Here is a 529-nt window from a genome sequence, read left to right on the forward strand (position 1 = left end):
CGAGATCGGCTCGCTCATCGCCGAGGCGATGGACAAGGTCGGCAAGGAAGGCGTCATCACCGTCGAGGAGAGCAACACCTTCGGCCTGGAGCTCGAGCTCACCGAGGGCATGCGCTTCGACAAGGGCTACATCTCACCGATCTTCATCACCGACTCCGACCGGCTCGAAGCCGTCCTGGACGACCCGTACATCCTGATCATGAGCGGCAAGGTCTCCGCCAACCGGGAGGTGGTGCCGCTGCTCGACAAGGTCGTGCAGTCGGGCAAGCCGCTGCTGGTCATCGCCGAGGACGTCGAGGGCGAGGCGCTGGCCACCCTGGTCGTCAACAAGATGAACGGCGTCTTCCGGTCGGTCGCGGTCAAGGCTCCCGGCTTCGGTGACCGCCGCAAGGCCATGCTGGGCGACATCGCGATCCTGACCGGTGGTCAGGTCGTCGCCGAGGAGGTCGGTCTCAAGCTCGAGAGCGCCACCCTCGACCTGCTGGGCCGCGCCCGCAAGGTGGTCGTGACCAAGGACGAGACCACGATC

At 66.0% G+C, this 529-nt stretch carries 1 protein-coding gene; it reads left to right on the forward strand.

The annotated features are described in order from the left end of the window. On the forward strand, nucleotides 1–529 hold a 529-nt coding region (locus ACTWPW_RS64600; RefSeq protein WP_443175097.1), incomplete at both ends, for a TCP-1/cpn60 chaperonin family protein.

Source organism: Nonomuraea sp. KM90 (genome assembly GCF_052246675.1).
Lineage (GTDB): Bacteria > Actinomycetota > Actinomycetes > Streptosporangiales > Streptosporangiaceae > Nonomuraea.